The following is a 22,164-nucleotide window of genomic DNA, read 5'->3' as shown; positions in this document are numbered from 1 at the left end:
AACAGAGAAGTTAAGCCCGCTTGCGCCGATGGTACTGCAATGCAATGCGGGAGAGTAGGTGGCTGCCTTCTTTTACTTGGGTCTTCAAGGTCTAACGACTTTGGAGACCTTTTTTTATGCCCGTATTTCTTGACATCGCTTGCGCAGAACATTACCTTTGCACACGCTATACATTATTATTTAGCAGTGTTCTTTGGCTTGTTTACATTATTTTATTAATTTTGTCGCTATGAATAAAGTTCAGCGTTATTTACATTGGCTACGCCGTATAAGGTATTGCCGCGGTTTTGGCGTGCAGTCGCCTTCGGCTTATCGGTTTATCCGTTATGTCATCAACGAGCATTATCCTTATTATGCTTATGATGAATTGCGGAAGGAGCTGCCCCATATCGACTTGCTGACACGTAAGCGTATGGAACTTTATTTTCGTATTGCGAACTTCCGTCAGGCTTCACTGTGGATTGACTACTGTCGACGTGACGACAATATTGCTACTTATGTGCAACGAGGTTGTCAAGCCACACGAGTAATGAATATTTGTGACTCTAAGCATGTTATTGATAACTCAAAAATTGAGGTGCTGCGTATTTGTCCGATAGATGGATGTGACACGATTCTTGACGTTGCTTTAAAGCACGTTGACGACTGTACTTTATTTATTATTGAGGATATAGGCTACAATGACACAGCCAAACGACTTTGGCAGACATTGCATGAAAGCAATCTTACAAGTGTAAGCTACGATTTGTATTATCTTGGAATAGCTTTTTTCGACCGAAAGCGCTTCAAGAACAATTATATTGTAAACTTTTAGAACCTACGATATGAAATTATATACTAAGCTTGGTGATGATGGCTCAACGTCGCTTTATGGCGGTCGCCGAGTAATGAAAGACGACATTCGCATTGAGGTGAGTGGCGAAATTGACGAGTTGAATGCCCATATAGGTTTACTCTCGACAATGGTAGATAATGATGTTACAGAATTGCTGGATGAGATACAGGCCAGACTTTTCATTGTTGGAGCTACAATATCTTCATCGGGAATTGAGGGTAGTTGGCGAGTAGGTAAAGAAGTGCATGGTATGAGCTGTTTGAGCAATGTCGAACTGGCACGATTGGAACAGGAGATTGACCATTTGCAAGCTGCTATTCCAAGCATTGATACTTTCGTTTTACCTGGTGGATGTATCAAATCAGCGCAGTCGCACGTGTGCCGTACAGTATGTCGAAGAGTGGAGCGCAGGTTAGTGGCATTGAGTCGTGACGTTGATATAGATGCGTTGACAATGCGATTTCTCAACCGATTGTCTGACTATTTTTTCAGTTTGGCTTTATATTTAAACTTTATTGAAGGTTGCGGCGAAAAAAAACTCTATATTACTTGCAAATAATACAAAATTTACTATTTTTGCAGTTGAAACAAGAGGCATTCGGCTATAATCCTATTGTCTCATTAAAATGGCATCGTCAAAACGAAAGAATGCCTCTTTGAAAAACATTAAATTTTGAACCGTAAAAAACTTTAGACTATGTATTGGACACTTGAATTGGCTTCCAAACTGGAAGACGCACCCTGGCCCGCAACAAAGGATGAACTTATAGATTATGCAATGCGCTCTGGCGCTCCTCTCGAAGTGCTTGAGAATCTTCAGGAGATAGAGGATGAGGGCGATGTATACGACAGTATCGAGGATTTGTGGCCAGATTATCCCACAAAGGAGGATTTCCTCTTCAACGAGGACGAGTATTGATCGCTTATTGTTGAGCCTTTAAGACTCAAAGTATTGAATATCAGCGATATGAGAATTTCTGCGCGAGATTCCTATATCGCTTTTTTCGTCCTTTTACCGCATAATAAACTTGCCAAATGGGGCTATTTCGGAGAATTAAATGATCAATAACTGCGTCGTTTCGCCGACTTCCTTTTGTGATCATTTTATTTTTCGGAGAAAAGTCGGGATATATGTTTGTTTTTAAAGTAAATGCACTACCTTTGTATAAAACATGTATCAATGTATTGAATAAGGAGGTGAACTTATGAATACACAAGAAGCAAAGAACCAAGCAGTGTTGTCAAACCAAGGCGACATGACTTCATTCAGATATGCCGACTACAACATTCGTTTCCGCACTCCAAGCATATTGAAAAAGTATGTGGACGTAAAATCGTGGGATGACGGCTATATAGTAGTTATGGCAGACTATGAGGGTATGGGCATAACGGAAGAGTATATTGACTTGGTGCCAATACTCAAGAACCTCTATATCAAGCCAGAGACTTTCTTAAAAAACATCCAAACTGTAAAAATCGGAGACTATGAACAATGACGATTTATTAAAGGTGAGTTCCGCAGCAGACATGATAGTTTGCGGCTATGCATTTTCGAAGACAGACGACTTCAACATACGTGTGTTAGACCTTAAAGAACCACATCACGCATTGCTTATGTCTCCAAAAGGTGAGGTATTGGAAACCACAATGGACGATGTGGAATTAAGTATCGTTGAAGGCTATTGGAAGAAGAATCAGAAATACATGGAGGAGTCGTATGCCTAAATATTTTGATTTCAAAGTTTCTGGATACTTTCTTTACTTCACTTCGCATTGCGTCATTGAAGCTATGCACGTACATGCCAGTGACAGGAAACTGACCGAAATAGGTTCCGCGAAGTTTTTTGTAAAAGGCAATGGTGATACCATAGTAAAGGCACGTGGCATACTTACCGATAAAGACATTCGTGTAATACGTGAATTTATAAAGGACAATTACAAGGAAATGTATCTTTGTTGGGCAAAGATGAGTCCAAACGGATTTTATGGCAAATAAATTAAAGCATGATACAAAACAATAAATGTTAATCAGATGGATGTTTCAACTTATATTCGACCTAATACAAAAAACTTTATAGAAGGATATGATTTGCTAAGAACATTTCTTTCAGAAACGAAAAGTCGTTTTGCTTCAGATTCAATAGAAGATATATGTTATGATGGAAAAAACTGCAAATTAAAACTATGTCAGGAATGCGATTTGTCTTGTGACTCTCTTGAAGGAATGGGATTTTCAACTATGTTCCCTGGCGGATTTGTAGAACTATTATTTGAAAATGTAAAAAGAAGATTTCCTACAAATAAAAAATCCATTGATACATTTTCGTACCATGCGGATTTGTTGATAGATACTATAAAAGACAAGAGTGGAATGGATTGTGGGATAAGCCTAAGATACATTCATAGTTGGACTGGTGATGACATTTTTAATATAGAAGCAAAATTTGCGAAATTACTTTCTTTTGAAAGAATGTCTTTGTAATCAAATATTTAGCACAGATGGTAAAAGAAACAACATTAAAAATCTTTGAGAGAAATCTCAGTAGCTAGCCTTCAACTTTTGCAGAAGAAGCGAAGTGGAGACAGGACAATGAAGTGTGGCTAAAGTGGTCGCAAGGCATTGCCATGAAGATTATTGACTATATGCAAGAGCATAAACTCTCGCGTGCCGATATAGCAGCGCGTCTTGCTTGTTCTCCGCAATATGTCAGCAAGATATTGTCTGGTCATACAAACTTCTCATTCAAGAGTATAGCGGAGATAGAGAAGCGTCTGAACATTAATATAATGGAGATCTCATTCGCATGATAGATTTATGTGTACCGCTCCACCTTTTACGGTTTTTCACTACGAAATAAAATGATCGAAAAGGTTGACACGGCAATATAATCACTTGATATTCAATACGCCTTGTCCCTCTTCAACGAGGACGAATACTAATCGCTCAAAAAGCTATGTAAATAGCTTAAGGCGTTGAATATAAGCGGTATAGGAATTGTTTGACAACATTCCTATACCGCTTTTTATGTTTGAACTGCTTTATCTTGCACCGTTCATCAAGTCTTTTCTCATTTTCTCTCGCCATGTGATAGTCTCGCGTGAGTTGTTGTTGAACTCTCGTCTGCTCTTCTTGTAGTGCTTGTCGTACTTGTAGTCGTGGTCATAGCGCTTCTTGTCGTGCTTCCACTTCTTGTCGTACTTATACGGTTTGCCCGGCTTGCCGTAATAGTGTGGGTGGTCGGGACGATAGTTGTGCTTGGGGTACTTGTTATATATATTGTAGATGTAAGTGTTGTTGTTCCAACCGATAGGGTGGTAGAAGTAGTAAGCCTCCTTGAACCGCTTCCATTGTCTGGCGGTGAGCATGCGTTTGAGTTGCCTGTTGCGATAGTGCCATCCGTAGGCGTCGATATCGCGATAGCTGCGTATGCCGTCAAGGTAGTTGAGGTTGATGTTCAATAGGCTGTTGCGCTGAACGCTGTTCAGTCCAAGTTCAACAATCATCTTGTCGGTGATGAAGCGAGCCTCTGCCTGAATATCTGTGAGTCGCTGTGCATTTGTTGATGTTATCATCACGAATGCGGCTACAATTGCTAATAATGTACGTTTCATAATCCAATTTGTTTTAAGGGTTATTACTGCTTTTATTTATACTGCAAAGATAGTGCATTCAAGTAAGCGAAACAAGGGAAAAACCATAAAGCATAGTATGGTTTTCCCTAAAGTAACGGGGATATTTACCTTTATTTTTATATCTTATTCATTTTCTTGTAACACAATAGTAACACCCTACCGATATCTTTGCACTTAGAAAATGATGTAACAGATATTTCATGAACAGAAGAATGAAGAATATTACCTTATTTGTCGTTATGGCATTGACAGGATGTTGCCGTGTATCGGCACAACCGGTCAATACGCCTACAGTAGAACGCCCGAAACTTGTAGTTGGCATTGTTGTCGACCAGATGCGCTGGGACTATCTCTACCGTTATCAGAAACGGTATGTTAAGGGTGGTTTCCGACGTTTGCTCAATGAGGGTTTCTCGTGCGAGAACACGCGTATTCCTTATGTGCCTTCAGTAACGGCAATAGGTCATACGTGTATATATACGGGTAGCGTTCCTTCGATACACGGCATTGCAGGCAACAATTTTGTGAAGAACGGCAAGAAGGCGTATTGCACAGACGACGCCACAGTAAAGCCTGTCGGCACTACGAGCAATGCTGGACTGATGTCGCCTCGCAACATGTGGGTCACTACTATTGGCGACGAGATGAAGATAGCTTCCAACGGATGTGCCAAAGTAGTGGGCGTAGCGCTGAAGGACCGCGCCTCAATTCTACCTGCCGGACATAATCCAAATGGTGCTTTCTGATTTGATGACCAGACTGGCAACTTTATCACAAGCACCTATTATATGAATGACCTGCCTTCATGGGTGAAGACGTTCAATGGCGGACGTGTGCCCGACCGCTACTTGTCAAAGAAGTGGAATACACTCTACGATAAGTCAACTTATATAGAGAGTACTGCCGACGATAACGATTATGAAAACGGTATTAAGAATGGTGTTAAGGCTACTCTGCCTCTTAATCTGCCTACATTGTACAATAAGTACGGTTATAATATAATAAGGAATACGCCGTTCGGCAATTCGCTGACGCTCGACTTTGCCAAGGCTGCCGTCGAAGGCGAACAGCTTGGGGCCGACGACGAGACTGATTTGCTCACCGTTAGCTGTTCGAGCACCGACTATATAGGTCATCAGGTGGGCACGCATGCCATAGAGACCGAAGACACTTATCTGCGTCTCGACAAGGCGATAGCCGACTTTTTGTCGTATCTTGACGCTAAGGTAGGCAAGGGCAATTATCTTGTGTTCCTCAGTGCCGACCACGGCGCGATGAACAATGCCCGTTTTCTGCAAGACCGTCGCATTCCTGCCGGTACATGGGACGATGCTGTCGCAGCCAAGAAGCTGAATGTGGCACTGGCAAAGGCTTATCCTAATGTGGGCGAACTGGTGAAGACGGTGATGAACTATCAGGTTTTCTTCAACCTGAATGTCATCAAGGACTATAATCTGGATTTCGCGAAGATCAAGCAGACAGTTGTTGACATTCTGAAGGAAGACTCTTGCGTGCTGTACGCATGCGATATGGCTAAGACGATGACCGAGAGCATTCCCGACGATGTCAGGACACGCATCGTCAACGGCTACAATCGTGAACGCAGCGGTGACGTAGCTGTAGTATTGAAGCCAAACTTCTACACTCACGGCATGAAGGGCACCGACCACGGAGCCTGGAATCCGTATGACACGCATATCCCTCTTGTATTTATGGGGTGGGGCATCAAGCATGGAGCCACAACTCGTGAGACATTCATGACCGATATAACGCCGACCATTGCAGCCCTTCTGCATGTGCAGGCACCTAACGGTTGCGTTGGACACGCAATTGATTTGAAATAAACGTTGCATCATCTATAATTGATCGGACTAACGGTAGGAGTTTATGACTTACTCGTTATAAACTCCTATCGTTTTTTTTATCAGATTCTTTACAACTCCATTATTGTTTTAATTTCTTCATAAAAAACATCTTTTTTCTGTCGCTTTTTGGTTGCGTTGTTGTCTTTTTAGTATTATAAAGACCTAAATAGAAATGACAGACAAAGACATGCAAAGGCTTTGGACAGAAGCCTCTGACATAGCAAACAAATTATCTGATATGCGCAGCATAGATACTGTAACTGCGTACAAGAGTGTGCGCCTTGGCATGCGTCGACAGGTTGTAAAGACTTATACTGCGTTGAACTGAAAAGTACTTGAGCAAAATCCCAAATGTAACAAATCAAATAAATAATAATGAACAGCAAGACATTATTTTATATGGTATGTGTCACGGTAGCTTCAATGCAGGCTGCTGAGGCAAATGCCAAAGCTGCAAATAAGAAGCACATGAACGTGCTTTTTATTATGGCCGACGACTTGCGTCCCGAAATGGGATGTTATGGCGTTAAGGATATTCATACTCCTAACTTCGACTGCTTCGCCAAAGGTGCTGTTCTCTTCGACAACGCCTTCTGCAATGCACCGGTCAGCGGCGCTTCTCGCGCAAGTGTGCTCACCGGAATGTATCCAAATTATCCTACACGCTTCATCGACTATACATGTAAGGCGAGCGTTGATGCTCCTGACGCCATACCTATTTCCGGTTGGCTCACCTCGCATGGATACCACACCGTGTCGAACGGCAAGATAATGCACCACATCGAGGACCATGCCGACTCTTGGAGCGAGTCTCCTTGGCGCTGGCATCCCGATGGTTATGATGTATATTGGGCTGAGTACAATCGTTGGGAGTTGTGGTTGAACAGCGAATCGGGCAAACACATCAATCCGCGTACAATGCGCGGACCCTTCTGCGAGTCGGCTGACGTGCCCGACAGTGCTTACGACGACGGCCATGTGCTTGCAAAGACACTGGTAGACTTGCGCCGTCTGCGTGATATGGGCAAACCTTTCTTCCTGGCTTGCGGTTTCTGGAAACCTCACTTGCCTTTCTGTGCACCCAAGAAGTATTGGGATATGTATCCCGCTGTGCCTATGGCTGCCAATCAGTATCGCCCAACGGGACTGCCGCCAGAGGTGCAGAACTCAGGCGAGATTAACGCTTATGCTTGCGTAAGCACTCCCGATGACCAGGAGTTTTTGCGCCTTGTCAAGACAGGATATTATGCTTGTGTGAGCTATGTTGACGCTTTGTTTGGGCAGCTTATTGACGAACTCGACCGATTAGGAATGGCCGATAACACCATTGTCATCGTATTTGGCGACCATGGATGGAACCTTGGCGAGCACGGATTTGTAGGTAAGCACAACCTTATGACCACAGCTACACGCGTTCCGCTTATGATTCGTGTGCCGGGAATGGCTAAGGGTGTGAGCAAGTCGATGGTTGAGCTGGTTGATATTTATCCTACTATATGCGATCTTTGCGGCATTGACGCTCCCGAACAGCAGCTCGATGGCAAGAGTCTCACCCCGATTCTGCGCAATCCGTCGCGTAGTGTGAAGCGTGAAGTGTACGTTCAGTGGCAGGGAGGCGACAATTTGCAGGACAATCGCTTCAACTATGCCGAGTGGCAGAAGTCAGGAAATACTATGCTTTTCGACCATAATGCTGACCGCGACGAGAACGCTAATGTGTCGGGCAATGCCGATTATGCACCTACGGTGAATAGGATGAGTAAGGAAATGAAGAAAGTGAAGAAGTTTGCTTTCCGCAAGAAGTGGACTAAGTAAAAAGAACGCGTTCGATTACTGCCATCGCCTTCTTGCGGAAACGTTCCACCGACCTTTCCGATACGCCCAGATGCTGTGCGATATCAGCAGTCTTGGTGTGTTTCATCTGGCTCATTACGAAAGCCACACGCCACTCTTCGCGCATATTTGCGAGTGTTTGTTCTAGCCGTTGTTCAAGTTCGCTCACACTGAGCAGGTCGTCGGGTCGCACTTCTATGTCAATGTTGGCTGCGGCGTATGAATTGTAGCGGTTGCGGACCGCTTGGCGTTTGATTTGGTTGAGGCATCGGTTGCGTGTGCCTGTAAGCAGCTAACTTTTCAGTGAAGTCTCAATTGCAATGTCTTTGCGGCTTTCCCATAGCGTTACAAACACCTCCTGTACTATATCTTCAGCAACGCCCAGTGGTACCATACGTCGGGCGTATATGCACAGTGGTGCATACAGGTCGTCGAAGATGTACTTGAATGCATCTTCGTCGTCATGTATTGCCACGCGTTGCATCATGCTGTCGTATGTAGTCTGTCGGTTGTTCATAGTAGTGTAGTTGCTGTCAAAAAGCCAGACACGGATTAAATGCGTCTACGATATGTTCGAGTTGGGCGTTGTCGTTGTTGTCGCCAACGATGGTGATAATGTCAAAGCGCAGCATGTCGACAATGCCTTTGGTTTTGACGTAGTTGTTGGCTGCATAGCCTATGTTGCGTATCTTTCTCAGGTCGACTGCATCGTCGGGCTTTCTTACAACATCGCTTGTGCGTGTCTTCACCTCGACAAATACGATAGTAGTGCCGTCGTTAGTACGGGCAATGATGTCGATGTCGCGATGGCCAATACGCCAGTCGCGGTCGAGAATCTCGTAGCCATTGTCTTGAAGATAGTCAGCGGCATATTGTTCGCCCCATTTGCCGAGTTCGTTGTGACGTGCCATGATGAGTAGTTAATGGATTATTATGATGTTGCAAAGGTAGCATAAAAATGCCTATTTGGGATATTAACTGATTGTTTTATGTTTCTTTTATAGTCAATATATTGTCTTTTATATTGGAAATATATAAATTTGCAACAACCGACTAAAAGACAAATAAAACAATTAGGGAGGATTATAAGATGAAAAAAACTATAGTATTGGCAATGAGTGCCGTGCTTCTCGTAAGCAGTTGTGCTACGGGTGCAGGATCTGGTGCTTATGCTGGAAGTTCACTTGGTGCGATATTGGGCTCAGCCATTGGAGGAATTGCCGGAGGTCCGCGTGGCAGCGATATCGGAACTATCATAGGTATGGCTGGCGGCGCTGTCGTAGGCGGTGCTATGGGCGATGCTGCCGAACGTCAGCAGCGCCAGGAGCAGTATGAGATGTTGTCGCGTCGTAATGAGCGCATACAGCGTCAGAAGCAGTCGCAGGGTGTACAGCGTCAGTATGGTGACGATACATATACATATGGTAATAATCAAGACAACTTCAATCCGAATGATATGGTTGACAAGACCAATTCTGGCGACGACCGCATTGACTTTGGCGTATCGCCCCAAAACAATCAGAATGGAGTACGCAATAGTCTTGCTGAGAATCAGACTTCGATTGAGTCGAGTCGTGTAGAGCAGATTACTTCAGGTGTCCCCGCTACCGGTAAGCTGACTATAAAGAATGTGCGCTTTACTGATACCGACGGCGATGGTCGATTGAATGGTGGTGAGATAGGACGTGTGGTGTTTGAGATTTACAACAACACGCAGTCGCCTATCTACAATTTTATGCCTACTGTAGTTGAGGCCGATGCCAACAAACGGATATACATCTCGCCGAGCGTTCGTGTAGAGAATATCATGCCTGGACAGGGCTTGCGCTATACAGCCACAGTAAAGGCCGACCGCCGTATTAAGGACGGACAAATACGCCTGATGGTGTCAGCGCAGAAGGACGGACGTCCGATTTCATATATTACGGTTGTAAAGGTTGATACGCAACGCTAATTAATTCTATTTCACCACGAATTCCACTAATCGCACGAATAATGAATAATAACGATTCGTGCGATTAGTGGAATTCGTGGTGTTTTTTTATTTCCTTCTGACAGTTCTTCTTTTGCCTTTCGCCTTGCTTTTATGGCGAACGTTTGAACGCTTTTTGGGCTGAACGGTCTTTTTATCAGAATCTTTTTTCTCTTGGATAGTCTTGCTGTTGGCTTCCTTCTTTTCTTGGCTCTTATTACCGTCAACTTCCTTTTGTGGTTTAGTGGATTTGTTGTCGGCACCCTTTAATTGCTGGGTTGTCTTGCCGTAAGCAGGGAAGTGTAGGACGCCACTGGCAGGTAGAGTGTATTCGGTGATTTCAAAATCGATTTCAGGAATACTCTCTGGCTCGGGCTTGAATGGAACTTTGGTTTTTCTTACGGGTTCTACCTTTACCACAGCTACGCCCTGGTTGATAATGCCCAACTCTTTGGCTGCAGCGTGCGAGAGGTCGATGATGCGTCCACGTGAGTGCGGACCGCGGTCAGTAACGCGCACAATTACCTCACGCCCGTTACGTTCGTTGGTCACCTTGAGCAAAGTTCCGAACGGGTGTGTGTGATGTGCGCATGTCAGACTGTCGTGATGCAGTCGTTCACCGCTACTTGTACGTGAGCCGGTGGCTCGTTTTGAGTAGAACGAAGCCTTACCGTGCTGTATTTGCGAACTGGCTGCGGCAACTGTTATTGCCACAGCCAGTGTCAGAAATGTTCTTTTTAATATCTTAGAGTTACCTATCATCAAGTGATTATACTATGCCCTGAGCCATCATAGCGTTGGCCACCTTCATGAAGCCAGCGATGTTAGCGCCCTTAACATAGTCGATGTAGCCGTTAGGCTGCTTGCCGTACTTGACGCACTGCTCGTGGATAGAGTGCATGATGTAGTGCAGCTTCTCGTCAACTTCCTTCTCGCTCCAGCTCAGACGCATAGAGTTCTGAGTCATCTCAAGACCAGAAGTAGCTACGCCACCAGCGTTGACAGCTTTGCCAGGAGCGAAGAGCTGACCTGCAGCAACGAACTTCTCGACAGCTTCAGCTGTACATCCCATGTTCGAAACCTCGGCTACGCACTCAGGTTTGTGTGCCAGGATGGTCTCGGCATCATTGCCGTTAAGCTCGTTCTGTGTAGCACATGTCAAGTATATGTCGGCCTTAACTTCCCAAGGCTTCTTTCCTGCTACGAATTTAGATCCGGGGAATTCGTCCTCGTACGGCTGGCATACGTCGTTGCCAGACGAGCGGAGTTCGAGCATGTAGTCAATCTTGTCGCCCTCGATGCCTGCCTCGTCGAGGATGTAGCCGTCGGGACCAGACAATGTGATGACCTTAGCGCCAAGCTCGGTAGCCTTTTTGGCAGCACCCCATGCTACGTTGCCGAAACCAGAAATAGCAACGGTCTTGCCCTTAAGGCTGAGTCCGCGAGTAGCCATCATCTGATTGACGAAGTAGAGAGCACCGTAACCGGTAGCTTCAGGACGGATGCGTGAGCCGCCGAACTCCAGACCCTTGCCTGTGAGCACGCCCTGATACTGGTGGGTGAGCTTCTTGTACATGCCGAACAGATAGCCAATCTCTCTGCCGCCTACGCCGATATCGCCTGCGGGAACGTCCTCATCAGGACCGATGTGGCGATAGAGCTCAGTCATGAATGCCTGGCAGAAACGCATAACTTCAGCGTCGGAGCGTCCACGGATAGAGAAGTCAGAGCCGCCCTTGCCTCCGCCCATCGGCAGAGTGGTGAGCGCGTTCTTGAATGTCTGCTCGAATCCGAGGAACTTCAGGATAGAGAGGTTCACTGACGGATGGAAACGCAAGCCGCCTTTGTACGGGCCGATGGCGCCGTTGAACTGTACGCGGTAGCCGATGTTTACGTGTACCTCACCATTGTCGTCTGTCCAAGGCACGCGGAAGGTGATGATGCGCTCCGGCTCTACGAGTCGTTCGATGAGCTTTGCTTTCTCAAACTCAGGATGACTGTTGTACACGTCCTCTACTGAGATTAATACTTCGCGCACTGCCTGTAAGTATTCGGCTTCGCCCGGGTGCTTTGCCTCGAGATCGTGCATTATTTTTTCAACATTCATAGCGATAAGGTTTTAAGTTGTTTAATAGTTTTATTGTAGTATATTACGTTACTTACTTTGTGTCACTTTGACATCGCAAATATAGCTTTTTTACTTTTACCAACCAAATAAAATTTTGAGTTTTTGGTGAATTTAATTTACTTTTAGATAGCACTTATTGGTGTGTGCGATAACAAATATTTCGCTGTCGATAGGCTGTTATTATACATTATATATATAGGCTTATCACGTTGTATAACATTGGCTTATCACGTTGTATAATATATTGGTTTTATTAATTTTTTAATGAAGTAGGAATCTTTTTCAGTAGTTTTTATGTAACTTTGCAGAATCGTAAAGAACAAACCGAAAAACTTTAAAAACTACGTTGTTACTATGAACTTAAAGCGAATGATTTTACATGCTATGCTCCCGGCTATGATGCTTGGAGTATTCAGTTTGTTGGCCGCTCCTGCGTCGGCAGCAAGCAAGAAGAAGCTGAAGGCGCAGCCCATACGTGTGGCTTGCGTAGGCAATAGTATCACCTACGGCACTGGTATTGAGGACCGTGCCCGCGACTCTTATCCATCGCAGCTTCAGCGTATGCTGGGCGACAAGTATGTAGTGGGCAATTTCGGCAAGCCTGGAGCCACGCTGCTCTATCACGGCCATCGTCCCTATGTGGTGCAGAAGGAGTTTAAGGAGGCGCTTGCTTTCAAGGGCGACATTGCCGTCATTCATCTTGGCATCAACGATACCGACCCACGCAACTGGCCCAACTATCGCGACGAGTTTGTCAAGGACTACCTTTCTATAATGGACTCATTGCGTGCAGCCAATCCTAAGGTGCGCTTCATCTTGGCACGCATGACTCCGATAGCCGACCGCCATCCACGTTTTATATCAGGCACTAAGCAATGGCACGGCGAGATTCAATCCGCCATAGAGACCGTAGCACGTCTTAGCGGAGCTGAGCTTATCGACTTCCACGAGCCTTTGTATCCCTATCCCAACCTCCTTCCCGACGCCATACATCCCAATCCCGAGGGAGCCGGCATACTTGCCAAGACCGTGTACGGCGGCATTACGGGCAACTATGGCGGATTGCAGATGTCGCAACTTTACACCGACTACATGGTATTGCAGCGCAACGTGCCCCTTGACATACATGGCACAGCCAACGCTGGCGAGAAGATAACAGTAAGCATCGGCAATCAGACCGCTACAGCCACAGCCGACAACCAGGGCAAGTGGTGCGCCATGCTAAAGCCGATGGAGGCAGCCGACGACCTGACGCTCACCGTCAAGGCTGGCCGACAGACCAATGTATACCGTCATGTGGCAGTCGGCGAGGTGTGGCTGTGCTCTGGTCAGTCGAACATGGCGTTCATGCTGTGCCAGGCAGAGAGCTACAAGCGCGACATCAACAGCGCCAACGACCCACAGCTCCGTCTCTACGACATGAAGGGACGTTGGGAGACTTACGATGTGGCGTGGCCAGCCTCGTGTCTCGACTCGCTCAATCACTTGCAGTATTATCGCCCCACCACATGGCAACCCACTACGCCCGACAACGCCAAGTGGTTCTCAGCCATTGGCTATTATTATGGACGCATGCTGCGCGATTCGCTCCGTGTGCCCGTAGGATTGATTTGCAATGCTATAGGCGGATCGCCTACCGAATCGTGGGTCGACCGCAACACGCTTGAGACCCGCTTCCCCGCCATACTGCGCAACTGGCTTCAGAACGACTTCATACAGGGTTGGGTGCGCGGACGTGCCGCCAAGAACCTCACCAACGACAACACCCGTCTCGGACGCCACCCCTACGAGCCGTGCTATCTCTTCGAGAGCGGCATTCTTCCGTTGCAGAAATACCCCATCAAGGGCGTGATATGGTATCAGGGCGAGTCGAACGCCCACAACATGGATGCCCATTCAGAATTGTTCAAGTTGCTTGTCGACAGCTGGCGCACCAATTGGAGCAACCCGACAATGCCGTTCTATTTCGTGCAGTTGTCGAGTCTCAACCGTCCGTCATGGCCGTGGTTCCGCTACAGCCAGCTTGAGTTGATGAAGCACATCGACAATACAGGCATGGCAGTGACAAGCGATTGCGGCGACTCGCTCGACGTTCATCCCAAGCGCAAACTGCCCGTAGGCGAGCGTCTGGCACGTTGGGCGCTCTGCAAGACTTACGGCAAGACCATCACCCCGTCGGGTCCCGTATATAAAGCAGTGGTGCGTGAGGCTGATGCGCTCGTCGTAAGTTTCGACTATGCCGATGGTCTCACCACATCCGACGGCAAGTCGCCGTCTACCTTCGAGATAGCCGAAGTGGAGGGAATGTACTATCCAGCCACAGCCGTCGTATCGGGAAGCACCGTTCGATTGACCTCGCCCGAGGTGAAGCATCCGCGCTACGTACGCTATGGATGGCAACCGTTCACCCGAGCCAATCTTGTCAATGGCGATGCTCTGCCAGCGTCTACGTTCAGAGGCGAAGCACAATAACGCAATAGAATAATAAAAACAAAAAACAGCGGATTAGCTCATTTGCTAACCCGCTGTTTTTTTATTTAACAACTTACCAAATTCTTTTTATTTTTGCGTGTCAATCTTGTTTGCCACGCTCACGGCCTGAGCAATTGTAATTGCAAGAAAGCCGAAAATTACCATAGATACCATAATCTTTTTACCTTTAAGTTAAACTGTTTTCTTTAATTACTCTGTTATCCTTTTTGCACTGCAAAGGTAGAAAAGAATGGCTGTGTACGCAAACAACACGCCTAAAACTTGGTTTTTTGCTTATTTTTGTTGACGCAAGTCAAAATATAAGGTTCATACGAACTGTGAATTGATTCATTCTTTAAACTTCTGGAACTGTTGCAAGGAATTTCTTGATTTCATCATCAGAAACAGCATAGTCATGCAAGTCGCCATTGATATAACTCTCATAGGAAGGCATATCAATAAGTCCATGTCCTGACAGACAGAACAGAATCACCTTTGCTTCTCCAGCTTCCTTTGCCTTCATAGCCTCGCGAATAGTAGCAGCAATAGCATGACAACTCTCTGGCGCAGGAATAATACCTTCTGTACGTGCAAAAAGCATACCTGCCTTGAAAGACTCAGACTGAGGAATATCAACACCATGCATATATCCGTCCTTAATCAACTGAGAAATAATCATACCAGCGCCATGATAACGCAAACCACCAGCATGGATATTCGCAGGTTTGAAATCATGACCTAAGGTGTACATTGGAAGTAATGGTGTATAACCAGCCTCATCGCCAAAGTCGTATTCAAATTTACCACGGGTCAACTTAGGGCAACTCTCCGGTTCAGCTGCAATAAATTCTGTATTCTTTCCATCCTTAATCTTATGACGCATGAAAGGGAAGGCAATTCCACCAAAGTTACTACCGCCACCAAAGCAAGCTATCACAGTATCAGGATACTCACCTGCCATAGCCATCTGCTTTTCTGCCTCCAGGCCAATGACAGTCTGATGGAGAGCCACATGATTTAACACTGAGCCCAAAGTATATTTACAACCAGGAGTTGTTGTAGCCAACTCTACAGCCTCACTGATAGCAGTTCCTAATGAACCAGGATGATGAGGGTCACGAGTAATGATGTTTTTACCAGCTCTTGTACTCATCGAAGGAGAACCCTCTACTGTAGCGCCAAAGGTACGCATGATACTGGAACGATATGGTTTTTGCTGCATGGTTATCTTTACCTGATAGACAGCCGCTTCCAATCCATAGAGTTTTGCTGCATAAGACAAAGCTGCACCCCACTGACCAGCACCTGTTTCTGTTGTGACATTCGTGTCACCCTCTTGCTTACAATAGTAACACTGAGGCAGAGCAGAATTGATCTTATGCGAACCTAATGGGTTGGTACTCTCATTTTTGAAATAGATATGAGCTGGAGTACCTAAAGCTTCTTCCAAAGCATAAGCACGAACCAGTGGAGTAGAACGATAGAAAGTGTATTTCTCCAATACATCTTCAGGAATATCTATCCACGCATGCTCCTGGTCTAATTCCTGCTTGGAACATTCCTTATTGAATATATGTGAAAGATCATCAGCACTGAGAGGTTGGTGGGTCTTAGGATTCAATGGAGGCAATGGTTTATTAGGCATGTCTGCTTGGATATTATACCATTGCGTTGGGATTTCACTCTCCTGCAAAATAAATTTCTTCTGTTTCATGTGGTATCATTTTATTTTAATTATTATGTCTTTTCTTACATCATGTTGGTAGACGAGTCTATTTTGCGACAAAATTACAAAAACATTTGAGATAAAAGAAAAAAATGCGACGATTTTGCATTTGTAATGAAAATGTAACGCCTCCGCAATACGTGTGAATAGTATTATGTTTATCTTTGCAAACGTAAAGAGAATAACATATCGCACAATGAAACAGAATGCACGCATACTTGTTGTAGATGACGAGCAGGACCTGCTTGAAATCTTGAAGTTCAATCTTGAGACAGAAGGCTATGAGGTCGTGACAGCCACGTCTGCCGAAGACGCCCTGCAGCTCGACATCGCCTCGTTCGACCTCCTGCTGCTCGACGTGATGATGGGCGGCATGTCGGGATTTGCCATGGCGCGCCAGCTTAAGGACAATCCTGCCACAGCACAGGTTCCTATAATATTCCTCACAGCGCGCGACACTGAGAACGACACAGTGACGGGATTCAATCTCGGTGCCGACGACTACATCTCCAAGCCCTTCTCGCTGCGTGAGGTGATGGTGCGCGTGCGTGCCGTGTTGCGTCGCACCGCCAAGGAGAACGGTGAGGAAGAGGTAAAGACCCTTTCATATCAAGGCATTGTGATGAACCTCGACCGCAAGACGGTGAGCGTAGACGGCGAGGACATCCCCTTCACCAAGACCGAGTTCGAACTTCTCCATCTATTGCTCGACGAGCGTGGCCGCGTGTTCTCGCGCCAGGAACTCATCGAGCGCATCTGGCCTAAGGATGTGCTTGTGCTTGATCGCACCGTCGATGTCAACATAACTCGACTCCGCAAGAAGATAGGACGCTTCGCCAAGTGTATCGTCACACGCCTCGGCTTCGGCTACTACTTCGATTCCTAAACCTCAAGCATGACCTTCACCACGAATGTCTCGAATCTCACGAATTCAGCAATGTAACGATTCGTGTTATTCGTGTGATTCGTGTTCAGTCTCAAGCATGACCTCCACCACTAATATCCCGAATCTCACGAATTCATCAATGTAACGATTCGTGTTATTCGAGCGATTCGTGTTCAGTCTCAAGCATGACCTTCACCACGAATGTCTCGAATCTCACGAATTCAGCAATGGAATGATTCGTGTAATTCGTGTGGTTCGTGTTAAGGCGCAAGGATGCAATTCACCACGAATTTTCCGAATCTCACGAATTCAGCAAACGTACAATTCGTGTGATTCGTGTTGAGACTCAATGAAGCAATTCACCACGAATATCCTGAACCTCACGAATTCATCAATGTAACGATTCGTGTAATTCGTGTGATTCGTGTTGAGACTCAAGGATACAATTCACCACGAATTTTCCGAATCTCAAGAATTCAGCAAGCGTACAATTCGTGCAATTTGTGTGATTCGTGTTGAGACTCAATGAAGCAATTCACCACGAATATCCCGAATCTCACGAATTCAGCAATGGAATGATTCGTGTGATTCGTGCGATTCGTGTTAAAACAATAATATTATGCGAATATCCGTAGGAACAAAACTCTATTTCAGTGTACTGTCGCTGTTTCTGCTCTTTGCCGTGTCGTTCATCATCTTCCAGCAGACACGCGAGAAGCAGTATAAGATAGACACGCTCAATCTGAAGCTGCAAGACTACAACTCGCGCATGGCGGAGTTCTACAGCAACACGACCGACCGCTCGGAGACGGTGCTCAACAATTACGTGCGCCGCCACTACATGTCGCGCCTACGTGTCACACTGATACGTCCCGACGGACGCGTAGTGTACGACAGCCGCTTGAAGCAATACTCGCACATAAGCAATCATGCCTCGCGTCCGGAGGTGGCAATGGCGCTCAAGCACGGCTCAGGCTCTACCGTGGAGCGCAGCAGCAAGACGTTCAACAGCGACTATTTCTATTCTGCCACGTATTTTCCGCACGACTCTATCGTAATACGTTCGGCACTGCCATACACCAGCGACCTCGCCCGTTCGTTGCAGGCCGATCAGCACTACATTTGGTTTGCCGTCATAACGATACTTCTGCTCACCGTAGTGCTCTACCGATTCACCAGTCGCCTGGGCGATAATATACAGAAATTGCGTACTTTTGCCTCACGCGCCGACCACGGTGAGTCGCTCGATACCGAAGACCTTATCGTCTTCCCAGCCGACGAGCTGGGCGAAATAGCCGAGCGCATCATCAAGATTTACAAGCGCCTGCAGTCGACACGGCGCGAACAGGACATGCTCAAGCGCCAGCTGACGCAGAACATAGCCCACGAACTCAAGACCCCCGTGGCGAGCATCCAGGGCTATCTGGAGACAATACTCGAAAATCCCAACATCAACGACCAGATGCGCGAGCAGTTCCTTGGTCGCTGCTATGCCCAGAGCCAGCGCCTCACGTCGCTCCTGCATGACATCTCTACGCTCAACCGCATGGATGACGCGCCCGAGATGACGAGCACCGATAATGTAAACATATCGCAGATGGTGCAGAACATCCAGAAGGAGACTGCCCTGCAGCTTCAGCAGAAGCACATGACATTTGACAACCGTCTGCCCGACAACATCGTGGTGCGCGGCAATCAGAGTCTGCTCTACAGCGTGTTCCGCAATCTCACCGACAACGCCATTGCCTATGCGGGCGAAGGCACTACCATAACTCTTACGGCACAGCGTCCCGATGCCGGTCTTGTTGGGTCGGACATAAGCGACGAGGACGACTCAGCCAAGTGGACATTCACCTTTGCCGACAACGGCGTTGGTGTGCCCGCCGAACACCTGCCGCGCCTCTTCGAGCGCTTCTATCGGGTGGACAAGGGACGTTCGCGCAAGATGGGAGGCACCGGCCTGGGGCTCGCCATAGTCAAGAACGCCGTGCTTCTGCATGGAGGCACGATACGTGTTAGCCAGAACGAAGGGGGCGGATTGAAGTTTGAGTTTACGCTGAAAATGTAATGGTTAATAAGGATAAATTGTAAATATATGCATAGCTATATCATTATAATTTGTATTATTTTATTTAGCGTTTTATATGGCGTTTTATACTTCTCAAAACTTAAATGGAAGAGTGACCTCGGAATATTAAATAGTGTCTTAATTTATTCTTTGCTTAATAAATTCCTTCATGAAGAATTTAATTTAGGATTTTGGAATGCGCTCTTAATCTGTGCCCTATACATATTACTGATAGGATTAATAATAAAAGCGATTGAAAAATTAATAGTAAAGAAGGATTAATGGTAAATAGAGAAAGGGGTAAGGTTTGTATTATAAAACAAACCTTACCCCTTTTAGTGTATATTCGCGCATGGTGCCGTCTGAAAGTGTCAGATGCAGGCGTCCGTCTGCGGAGATGTGGTCGATGCGGGCGCTGAATTGTTCGCCCGTTGCGGTGTCCATGTAGGGGTGCGTGCCTTCGCGGCGATACAGGGCTGCATGATATTGGCTGACGATGGCGTCGGTCTGTCCGCTTACGGCAAGTGTGTAGAAGTGGTCAAAATGGTGTAGAATCTCGTCGAGCAATTGTTCTGGCGGAGTCTCTACACCTATTATATTATATAGCGACACAGGATTAGGCGCGTCGCTGTGAAACTCCCGTTGGTTTACGTTCAGTCCGATGCCGTAGATGCAACGTGCCAGAGTGCGCCCTTTTACCGAAGTCTCTATCAGAGTGCCGCTTATCTTGCGGTCGTGCCAGTAGATGTCGTTGGGCCATTTCAGACTGATGCCGTCGGTGTATTTGTCGAGGGCAGCCTTGACAGCGAGCGCTCCTGCCATCGACAGCACAAACTGTCGGGTAATGTCGATGCTTGTCGGGCATACCAGAATAGAGAACAGCAGGTTCTTGCCTGCCTCGCTCTCCCATTTGTTGCTGCCCTGACCGCGTCCGGCAGTCTGCCAGTCGGCGTACACCACGGTCATGCAGTCGTCTTGGGGCGACGGCAGTGCGCGTAGATAGTCGTTGGTTGAGGCTGTCTGTGCGAGATGTATTATTTTATGTTGCATCATTTACGTTTTCGTATAAAATCAATTAATTTTGCATCTGCAATCAATCCAAACATAACTATTATGGACGAAAAACAGAAGCAACAGGCTGCCGACGAGCAGTTCATGCGCCGTGCTCTTGATGAGGCTATGGCGGCTCGCGACGCTGGCGAGATACCCGTTGGGGCAGTAGTAGTGGCTGGCGGCCGCATCATAGCGCGTGCCCACAACCTCACCGAGACCCTTGGCGACGTCACGGCGCATGCCGAGATGCAGGCCATCACGTCGGCTGCCAATCAGTTGGGCGGCAAATACCTCACCGACTGCACCCTATACGTCACCCTCGAACCCTGCATCATGTGTGCCGGAGCGATAGGGTGGGCGCAGATAAGGCGTGTAGTGTATGGCGCAAGCGACGACAAGCGCGGCTACTCCATGTTTGCACCAAAAGCGCTTCACCCCAAATGTACAGTCACTACGGGCATTCTCGAAGACGAATGCAGAGAGTTGATGACGCAGTTCTTCAAGAGCAGAAGGTGAAAGGAGCGGAGCTCCAGTTGAAAGTTGAGAGTTGAAAGTTGAGAGTTTCTTTAGTTGAGAGTTGAAAGTTGAGAATTCAAAGTTATGATTACCGATGAATTAGTATCGAGGAAAATATAAGTGGTAAAGCATATCATAACTCTCAACTTTCAACTCTCAATTCTCAACTAAAGAAACTCTCAATTCTCAACTTTCAATTTTCAATTTATTTCACTGCCTCCACAGTATAACCTTCAGCCTTCAGCAGCTCGATGATGCCTCGTTCGCCAGGCAGATGTCCAGCACCAACGACAAACAGCGTAGGCTTTTCCGTCATGATGGCAGGCATACGCTTTGCCCAGTCGGCATTGCGGCGGTATAACAGCTGGTCCATCTCGTCGGGAGTGGCATCGCAGGCGGCGTCAAACTTCTCGTTCATTATGTCGAGCAGCGTCTTGACGTCCTGCGCATAATAAGCCTTAGCCATACGCTCGGTAAGAGAGGCATAGTAGTCGGTGTGGTTGAGGAAGCAGTCGAGCTGAGCCACCTGGCGCTCAAGCGAAGCACCGAACAATACTCCCATCTGAAATTCCATAGTCTCCAGACCGCCTACAGGCTCGTTGTTGTTCTTTGCCTGTACCTGGAAGTACTGGTCGATGGTGTTGGTAGGGTCGAATTCGCCCATGTGTGCCGCCATATACTGCAACACATCCAACTGCGTAAGGAGTGCGGCAGGCGAGAGGCGTCCCATCTGAGCGCCCACTACCGGGTTGTTCAGGTCAACCCCCATATACTGCTTCAGCAGCGTGTTGAGCTTCTTGTACTGGTCGGCGTTGAGCACAGTCTGCAGCGTCTTGCCCTCAGGCAGCATCATGTGTGCCTGCATGGCACGCAGCGAGTCGGGATTGGTCATGTCGTCCCATTTCAGTTCGCCGTACACCTGGTCGGTGTTGTCGAGAGCAGTATGTATTCCAGCCACTTTTTCTACAAACGGCGTATTGGCAATATGGAAAGTACCGAATACATACGAGGGCTTTTTCAGGTCTTTGCCCGATATGCTATACAGCAGTTGGGCGTTGGCTGTCAAGGCGCATACAAGCGCCAACAGAATGATAGAAAACACTTTTTTCATATTATTTATTGTTAAATGATAAGTTACTTGTTGCAATAATTGCGTGAATTTAGCCTTTTTATTTGA

The 22,164-nt window shown here is 46.7% G+C and carries 25 protein-coding genes and 1 pseudogene; 17 read left to right on the top strand and 9 right to left on the bottom strand.

Going from position 1 to position 22,164, the window contains the following annotated elements; all coding sequences use genetic code 11:
* The 9 genes from I6E38_RS07965 to I6E38_RS07925 form a co-directional block, all read left to right on the top strand.
* On the top strand, window positions 1–219 hold a 219-nt coding region (locus tag I6E38_RS07965), incomplete at its 5' end, for a hypothetical protein (protein ID WP_235393460.1).
* A 10-nt stretch (window positions 220–229) separates the two neighbouring features.
* Entirely contained in the window at window positions 230–814 is a 585-nt protein-coding gene (locus I6E38_RS07960) for a hypothetical protein (RefSeq protein WP_235393459.1), read from the top strand.
* Between the two features lie 10 nt (window positions 815–824).
* Window positions 825–1,394, top strand: a complete 570-nt coding sequence (locus tag I6E38_RS07955) for a cob(I)yrinic acid a,c-diamide adenosyltransferase (RefSeq protein ID WP_235393458.1) — start codon at window positions 825–827, stop codon at window positions 1,392–1,394.
* A 138-nt stretch (window positions 1,395–1,532) separates the two neighbouring features.
* The gene (locus I6E38_RS07950; protein WP_235393457.1) at window positions 1,533–1,754 is read left to right on the top strand and encodes a DUF2795 domain-containing protein; all 222 of its coding nucleotides are present in this window, start codon (window positions 1,533–1,535) and stop codon (window positions 1,752–1,754) included.
* A 286-nt stretch (window positions 1,755–2,040) separates the two neighbouring features.
* Window positions 2,041–2,331 (top strand): DUF7724 family protein, encoded by a 291-nt coding sequence (locus I6E38_RS07945; protein ID WP_235393456.1) that lies wholly within the window; start codon window positions 2,041–2,043, stop codon window positions 2,329–2,331.
* Window positions 2,321–2,560: a DUF7723 family protein gene (locus I6E38_RS07940; protein ID WP_042519493.1), complete on the top strand. Its 240-nt coding sequence runs from the start codon at window positions 2,321–2,323 to the stop codon at window positions 2,558–2,560. The genes I6E38_RS07945 and I6E38_RS07940 overlap by 11 nt, the downstream gene beginning before the upstream one ends.
* The gene (locus I6E38_RS07935) at window positions 2,553–2,831 is read left to right on the top strand and encodes a DUF4160 domain-containing protein (RefSeq protein WP_262912353.1); all 279 of its coding nucleotides are present in this window, start codon (window positions 2,553–2,555) and stop codon (window positions 2,829–2,831) included. The genes I6E38_RS07940 and I6E38_RS07935 overlap by 8 nt, the downstream gene beginning before the upstream one ends.
* A gap of 36 nt (window positions 2,832–2,867) precedes the next feature.
* Complete coding sequence (locus tag I6E38_RS07930; RefSeq protein WP_235393455.1) at window positions 2,868–3,317, top strand: hypothetical protein; 450 nt, start codon at window positions 2,868–2,870, stop codon at window positions 3,315–3,317.
* 113 nt (window positions 3,318–3,430) lie between these two features.
* The gene (locus tag I6E38_RS07925; RefSeq protein ID WP_235393454.1) at window positions 3,431–3,643 is read left to right on the top strand and encodes a helix-turn-helix domain-containing protein; all 213 of its coding nucleotides are present in this window, start codon (window positions 3,431–3,433) and stop codon (window positions 3,641–3,643) included.
* Between the two features lie 231 nt (window positions 3,644–3,874).
* On the opposite strand, the gene I6E38_RS07920 is transcribed toward I6E38_RS07925, so the two are convergent.
* A complete protein-coding gene (locus I6E38_RS07920) occupies window positions 3,875–4,447 on the bottom strand; it encodes a hypothetical protein (protein ID WP_235393453.1) in 573 nt (190 codons plus the stop codon).
* A 260-nt stretch (window positions 4,448–4,707) separates the two neighbouring features.
* Here I6E38_RS07920 and pafA point away from each other — a divergent pair.
* The 3 genes and pseudogenes from pafA (at window position 4,708) to I6E38_RS07905 (ending at window position 8,148) form a co-directional block, all read left to right on the top strand.
* Window positions 4,708–6,312 (top strand): annotated as a pseudogene (gene pafA / locus I6E38_RS07915) (alkaline phosphatase PafA).
* 193 nt (window positions 6,313–6,505) lie between these two features.
* Window positions 6,506–6,661 (top strand): hypothetical protein, encoded by a 156-nt coding sequence (locus tag I6E38_RS07910; protein WP_235393452.1) that lies wholly within the window; start codon window positions 6,506–6,508, stop codon window positions 6,659–6,661.
* Window positions 6,662–6,756: 95 nt separating this feature from the next.
* Window positions 6,757–8,148, top strand: a complete 1,392-nt coding sequence (locus I6E38_RS07905; protein ID WP_235393465.1) for a sulfatase — start codon at window positions 6,757–6,759, stop codon at window positions 8,146–8,148.
* On the opposite strand, the gene I6E38_RS07900 is transcribed toward I6E38_RS07905, so the two are convergent.
* From I6E38_RS07900 to I6E38_RS07890, 3 genes are read right to left on the bottom strand one after another with little or no spacing between them, the layout of a single operon-like run.
* Window positions 8,141–8,458, bottom strand: a complete 318-nt coding sequence (locus I6E38_RS07900) for a sigma-70 family RNA polymerase sigma factor (RefSeq protein ID WP_262912355.1) — start codon at window positions 8,456–8,458, stop codon at window positions 8,141–8,143. The genes I6E38_RS07905 and I6E38_RS07900 overlap by 8 nt on opposite strands.
* Window positions 8,459–8,683 carry a sigma-70 family RNA polymerase sigma factor gene (locus I6E38_RS07895; protein WP_235393451.1) on the bottom strand — a complete coding sequence of 75 codons (225 nt, stop codon included), beginning with the start codon at window positions 8,681–8,683 and terminating at the stop codon, window positions 8,459–8,461. It abuts the gene before it with no gap.
* Window positions 8,684–8,699: 16 nt separating this feature from the next.
* A complete protein-coding gene (locus tag I6E38_RS07890; protein ID WP_235393450.1) occupies window positions 8,700–9,077 on the bottom strand; it encodes a YraN family protein in 378 nt (125 codons plus the stop codon).
* Between the two features lie 179 nt (window positions 9,078–9,256).
* Here I6E38_RS07890 and I6E38_RS07885 point away from each other — a divergent pair, with 179 nt between their 5' ends.
* Window positions 9,257–10,120 carry a hypothetical protein gene (locus tag I6E38_RS07885; RefSeq protein WP_235393449.1) on the top strand — a complete coding sequence of 288 codons (864 nt, stop codon included), beginning with the start codon at window positions 9,257–9,259 and terminating at the stop codon, window positions 10,118–10,120.
* A gap of 87 nt (window positions 10,121–10,207) precedes the next feature.
* Here I6E38_RS07885 and I6E38_RS07880 read toward each other — a convergent pair whose 3' ends face one another.
* On the bottom strand, window positions 10,208–10,852 hold the full coding sequence (locus I6E38_RS07880; RefSeq protein ID WP_235393448.1) for a septal ring lytic transglycosylase RlpA family protein: 645 nt from the start codon (window positions 10,850–10,852) through the stop codon (window positions 10,208–10,210).
* A 55-nt stretch (window positions 10,853–10,907) separates the two neighbouring features.
* Window positions 10,908–12,245, bottom strand: coding sequence for an NADP-specific glutamate dehydrogenase (gene gdhA, locus I6E38_RS07875; RefSeq protein WP_235393447.1), 1,338 nt, complete (start codon window positions 12,243–12,245; stop codon window positions 10,908–10,910).
* 405 nt (window positions 12,246–12,650) lie between these two features.
* On the opposite strand from gdhA, the gene I6E38_RS07870 reads away from it, so the two are divergent.
* Entirely contained in the window at window positions 12,651–14,738 is a 2,088-nt protein-coding gene (locus I6E38_RS07870) for a GDSL-type esterase/lipase family protein (protein ID WP_407936651.1), read from the top strand.
* Window positions 14,739–15,093: 355 nt separating this feature from the next.
* Here the strand turns inward: I6E38_RS07870 and I6E38_RS07865 are convergent, their stop codons facing one another.
* Window positions 15,094–16,452: a TrpB-like pyridoxal phosphate-dependent enzyme gene (locus I6E38_RS07865; RefSeq protein WP_235393446.1), complete on the bottom strand. Its 1,359-nt coding sequence runs from the start codon at window positions 16,450–16,452 to the stop codon at window positions 15,094–15,096.
* Window positions 16,453–16,660: 208 nt separating this feature from the next.
* On the opposite strand from I6E38_RS07865, the gene I6E38_RS07860 reads away from it, so the two are divergent.
* Both I6E38_RS07860 and I6E38_RS07855 read left to right on the top strand, forming a co-directional pair.
* Window positions 16,661–17,350: a response regulator transcription factor gene (locus tag I6E38_RS07860; protein WP_235393445.1), complete on the top strand. Its 690-nt coding sequence runs from the start codon at window positions 16,661–16,663 to the stop codon at window positions 17,348–17,350.
* Between the two features lie 619 nt (window positions 17,351–17,969).
* Window positions 17,970–19,418 carry a sensor histidine kinase gene (locus I6E38_RS07855; RefSeq protein ID WP_235393444.1) on the top strand — a complete coding sequence of 483 codons (1,449 nt, stop codon included), beginning with the start codon at window positions 17,970–17,972 and terminating at the stop codon, window positions 19,416–19,418.
* Between the two features lie 312 nt (window positions 19,419–19,730).
* On the opposite strand, the gene I6E38_RS07850 is transcribed toward I6E38_RS07855, so the two are convergent.
* A complete protein-coding gene (locus I6E38_RS07850) occupies window positions 19,731–20,471 on the bottom strand; it encodes a biotin--[acetyl-CoA-carboxylase] ligase (protein ID WP_235393443.1) in 741 nt (246 codons plus the stop codon).
* 60 nt (window positions 20,472–20,531) lie between these two features.
* On the opposite strand from I6E38_RS07850, the gene I6E38_RS07845 reads away from it, so the two are divergent.
* Window positions 20,532–20,987: a nucleoside deaminase gene (locus I6E38_RS07845; RefSeq protein ID WP_235393442.1), complete on the top strand. Its 456-nt coding sequence runs from the start codon at window positions 20,532–20,534 to the stop codon at window positions 20,985–20,987.
* Between the two features lie 205 nt (window positions 20,988–21,192).
* On the opposite strand, the gene I6E38_RS07840 is transcribed toward I6E38_RS07845, so the two are convergent.
* Window positions 21,193–22,098: a TraB/GumN family protein gene (locus tag I6E38_RS07840; protein WP_235393441.1), complete on the bottom strand. Its 906-nt coding sequence runs from the start codon at window positions 22,096–22,098 to the stop codon at window positions 21,193–21,195.
* Window positions 22,099–22,164 lie beyond the last annotated feature (66 nt).

It is taken from the genome of Leyella stercorea (assembly GCF_021531355.1).
Lineage (GTDB): Bacteria > Bacteroidota > Bacteroidia > Bacteroidales > Bacteroidaceae > Prevotella.
This window is presented reverse-complemented; position numbering and strand designations above follow the sequence as displayed.

What these genes read in the sequence shown, in the direction of transcription:
- I6E38_RS07960 (WP_235393459.1), top strand. Translation starts at nt 230, where the DNA reads ATGAATAAAGTTCAGCGTTATTTACATTGGCTACGCCGTATAAGGTAT.
- I6E38_RS07955 (WP_235393458.1), top strand. Translation starts at nt 825, where the DNA reads ATGAAATTATATACTAAGCTTGGTGATGATGGCTCAACGTCGCTTTAT.
- I6E38_RS07950 (WP_235393457.1), top strand. Translation starts at nt 1,533, where the DNA reads ATGTATTGGACACTTGAATTGGCTTCCAAACTGGAAGACGCACCCTGG.
- I6E38_RS07945 (WP_235393456.1), top strand. Translation starts at nt 2,041, where the DNA reads ATGAATACACAAGAAGCAAAGAACCAAGCAGTGTTGTCAAACCAAGGC.
- I6E38_RS07940 (WP_042519493.1), top strand. Translation starts at nt 2,321, where the DNA reads ATGAACAATGACGATTTATTAAAGGTGAGTTCCGCAGCAGACATGATA.
- I6E38_RS07935 (WP_262912353.1), top strand. Translation starts at nt 2,553, where the DNA reads ATGCCTAAATATTTTGATTTCAAAGTTTCTGGATACTTTCTTTACTTC.
- I6E38_RS07930 (WP_235393455.1), top strand. Translation starts at nt 2,868, where the DNA reads ATGGATGTTTCAACTTATATTCGACCTAATACAAAAAACTTTATAGAA.
- I6E38_RS07920 (WP_235393453.1), bottom strand. Translation starts at nt 4,447, where the DNA reads ATGAAACGTACATTATTAGCAATTGTAGCCGCATTCGTGATGATAACA.
- I6E38_RS07910 (WP_235393452.1), top strand. Translation starts at nt 6,506, where the DNA reads ATGACAGACAAAGACATGCAAAGGCTTTGGACAGAAGCCTCTGACATA.
- I6E38_RS07905 (WP_235393465.1), top strand. Translation starts at nt 6,757, where the DNA reads ATGCAGGCTGCTGAGGCAAATGCCAAAGCTGCAAATAAGAAGCACATG.
- I6E38_RS07895 (WP_235393451.1), bottom strand. Translation starts at nt 8,683, where the DNA reads ATGAACAACCGACAGACTACATACGACAGCATGATGCAACGCGTGGCA.
- I6E38_RS07890 (WP_235393450.1), bottom strand. Translation starts at nt 9,077, where the DNA reads ATGGCACGTCACAACGAACTCGGCAAATGGGGCGAACAATATGCCGCT.
- I6E38_RS07885 (WP_235393449.1), top strand. Translation starts at nt 9,257, where the DNA reads ATGAAAAAAACTATAGTATTGGCAATGAGTGCCGTGCTTCTCGTAAGC.
- gdhA (WP_235393447.1), bottom strand. Translation starts at nt 12,245, where the DNA reads ATGAATGTTGAAAAAATAATGCACGATCTCGAGGCAAAGCACCCGGGC.
- I6E38_RS07870 (WP_407936651.1), top strand. Translation starts at nt 12,651, where the DNA reads ATGCTCCCGGCTATGATGCTTGGAGTATTCAGTTTGTTGGCCGCTCCT.
- I6E38_RS07865 (WP_235393446.1), bottom strand. Translation starts at nt 16,452, where the DNA reads ATGAAACAGAAGAAATTTATTTTGCAGGAGAGTGAAATCCCAACGCAA.
- I6E38_RS07860 (WP_235393445.1), top strand. Translation starts at nt 16,661, where the DNA reads ATGAAACAGAATGCACGCATACTTGTTGTAGATGACGAGCAGGACCTG.
- I6E38_RS07855 (WP_235393444.1), top strand. Translation starts at nt 17,970, where the DNA reads ATGCGAATATCCGTAGGAACAAAACTCTATTTCAGTGTACTGTCGCTG.
- I6E38_RS07850 (WP_235393443.1), bottom strand. Translation starts at nt 20,471, where the DNA reads ATGATGCAACATAAAATAATACATCTCGCACAGACAGCCTCAACCAAC.
- I6E38_RS07845 (WP_235393442.1), top strand. Translation starts at nt 20,532, where the DNA reads ATGGACGAAAAACAGAAGCAACAGGCTGCCGACGAGCAGTTCATGCGC.
- I6E38_RS07840 (WP_235393441.1), bottom strand. Translation starts at nt 22,098, where the DNA reads ATGAAAAAAGTGTTTTCTATCATTCTGTTGGCGCTTGTATGCGCCTTG.